At 62.6% G+C, this 2,970-nt stretch carries 2 protein-coding genes; both read left to right on the top strand.

Features of this window, described 5'->3' with window-relative positions:
* The first annotated feature begins 16 nt into the window (after nucleotides 1-16).
* The gene (locus Q0H50_RS09115) at nucleotides 17-1,135 is read left to right on the top strand and encodes a 5-methyltetrahydropteroyltriglutamate--homocysteine S-methyltransferase (protein ID WP_294421647.1); all 1,119 of its coding nucleotides are present in this window, start codon (nucleotides 17-19) and stop codon (nucleotides 1,133-1,135) included.
* A gap of 213 nt (nucleotides 1,136-1,348) precedes the next feature.
* Nucleotides 1,349-2,970: GGDEF domain-containing protein (locus Q0H50_RS09120; RefSeq protein WP_294421648.1), on the top strand; the 1,622-nt coding region annotated here is incomplete at its 3' end.

Below are 2,970 nucleotides of genomic sequence, written 5' to 3' on the forward strand. Positions count from 1 at the left end.
TGAAAGGACGCCACCTATGGCAATCACCAACCCTCCCGATGCATATGACATCGTCGGCAGCTTCCTGCGCCCCGAGGCTCTCAAGCAGGCGCGCGCCGATTTCGCCGCCGGGACCATCACGCGCGAGCAGCTGACCGCCGCCGAGGACACCGCCATCGCGGACCTGGTGGAGAGGGAGAAGCAGGCGGGCCTGAAGGCCGTCACCGACGGCGAGTTCCGCCGCGCCATGTGGCACCTCGACTTCCTGGAAGGCCTGCAAAACGTCGAGCACGTCGACGCCGAGACCTGGTCGGTGGAGTTCAAGGGTCCCAAGCCCAAGGGCGCCCAGCTGGTGTTCCGCGACAAGATCGCCTTCGGCGACCACCCGTTCCTGGCCCATTTCGCCAAGCTGCGCGAGATCGCCGGCGACTATCCGGTGAAGCTGACCATCCCCGCGCCCTCCATGCTGCACCTGATCCCCTGCGTGCGCGGCAAGGCCACGTACCGTCCCATCGAGCGCTACGCCGATGAGTCGGTGCTCTTCGACGACATCGTGGAGGTGTACCGCGACGCCGTGCGCGCCTTCTACGACCTGGGCTGCCGCTACCTGCAGTTCGACGACACCAGCTGGGGCGAGTTCTGCGACCCGGCAAAGCGCGAGGCGTACGCCGCCGAGGGCATCGATGTGGACCAGGTGGCGAAGAGCTACGTGGACGCGATCAACCGCATCCTTGAAGCCAAGCCTGCCGACATGACCATCACCACGCACATCTGCCGCGGCAACTTCCGCTCCACGTGGTTCTCCTCCGGCGGCTACGAGCCCGTGGCCGAGGTGCTCTTCGGCGGCGCGAACTACGACGGCTTCTTCCTGGAGTACGACTCCGACCGCTCCGGCGATTTCGCCCCGCTGGCGCACATCCGCGACCAGAAGGTGGTCTTGGGCCTGGTCACGTCCAAGTTCCCCGAGCTGGAGAACGAAGACGACGTGATCGCGCGCATCCACGAGGCCGCGCAGTACGTACCGCTCGAGCAGCTGCGTCTGTCCACGCAGTGCGGCTTCTCCTCCACCGAGGAGGGCAACGTGCTCACCGAGGATGATCAGTGGGCCAAGATCGCGCTGGTGCGCCGCATCGCCGAGCGCGTCTGGGGCGAATAGGCACTGACACACGCAACCGAACCCGATATGTTAGGCCCCGAACAAAAATTCGGGGCCTGATTTGCTTTGACACGCGATGATACGGGAAGCAGTGCGAATCCAAAAGATGACAGTGCCCCGACTTTCATACATTTTCGCAGCACCTCGACCGAAGCTCCCCATGATAGAATCGCTGTTGATCCATATCAGTTCCCCATATCGCAAAGGTTTTAGATGGACACGCGTACCACCAGCAAAGGCAGCCGAATCTCGCGCGTCCTCATGACGGCGCTCACCGTCGTGCTCATCTTCCTGTTCTTCGACATCATGTCGCTGGTTGCCGACATCCAAGGCACCGCGCGCGTGGTGAACTATGCCGGATTGGTGCGCGGAACCACGCAGCGCATCGTGAAGATGGAGGACGCGGGACTTGCGCAGGACAAGCTGATCGAGGCGGTGGATTCCTACATCGACGGACTGCGCTATGGAAGCGACGATCTGAACCTGGTGCGCCTTGACGACGATGCCTATCAGGAGAAGATGACCGAGCTCTCCAAGTACTTCGACGATCTGCGCGGCGAAATCGAGCAAGTGCGCGAAACCGGCTACCAGAACACCGACATCATCGCGAAAAGCGAGGATTTCTTCCAGATCTGCGACCAAGCCACCAAGCTGGCGGAGGACTACTCACAGCAGAAGGCCACCGCGCTCGACCGCCTGGAGAACATCGTCGTAGCCGATATCGTCGGCCTGCTGGCGCTGTTCGCCGTCGAGCTGATCCGCGCGTTGCGCACCGCGGCCCTGAACAGGCAGCTGCAGCGCAAGGTGTACCTCGACGAGGCCACGGGCCTTCCCAGCAAGAACAAGTGCGAGGAGATCTTGGCGCAGCCCGAGCCCATCGGCGCCGAAAGCCCCGTTGCCGTATTCGTGTTCGACCTGAACAACCTGCGCACCATCAACAACAACCTCGGGCACGAGAAGGGCGACGAATACATCCGCGCCTTCGCGCAGCAACTGGCAAGGGCGCAAAGTCCCCTATGCTTCACCGGCCGCTATGGCGGCGACGAGTTCCTGGCAGTGCTGCGCGACGCCGACTTCGACAAGGCCACGGCGGTACTCGACCAGATCAAGCGCAACGCCGACGAGCATTCCCAGGCCCATCCAGACATGCCCATCAGCTATGCCGCCGGCTACGCGCTGTCCAGCGAATTCGAATCCCCCACCATGCGCGAGCTGTTCCGCCAAGCGGACAAGAACATGTATATAGATAAGAACAACGCGAAGATCGCCGAGGCGGCAGCGCGTCAGCGGCAAAACGAGCGCATCCTGAAACAGGTTTCCGGCCTTGGCTTCCATTTCTCCAACTGCATATACTGCGATGCGAAGCTCGACCAATACCGTATCCTGCGCGCATCGTCGAATCTGCTCTTAGCCGACAGCGGCAACTACTCGGGCGCCGTCGAGCACATCGCCAGCACGCTGGCCGGCAACGAGCAGCGTCCCGCGGTGCGACGCGCATTGCAGCTGGAAGCGCTGCGCAAGCGTCTCGCGCCGCAAAGCGACCCCCTCGAACTGATCTTGCAAAGCCCGGCATGGCACGGCCGCGTCACCGTGCTCCACCTAGACGACACCGAGGAAGGGGCGCTCCATCATTTCGTGGTCGCCCTCGAGCCGTTCTCCGACGGCACCGCAAGCGAGAAGCAGCAGCTTTCCCGCTATTACGACCAGCTCAGACAATCCATCCTTGAGAACAGCAGCGGCTACGTGGACGCGCTGCTTGATTCGGCGCAGGCGGCATATTCGGTCGACCTGACCAACGACCGCCTTGAGCAGGTGTTCTTCGAGTCCGATTGGAC

Source organism: uncultured Senegalimassilia sp., from assembly GCF_934632265.1.
Classification (GTDB): Bacteria; Actinomycetota; Coriobacteriia; order Coriobacteriales; family Eggerthellaceae; genus Senegalimassilia.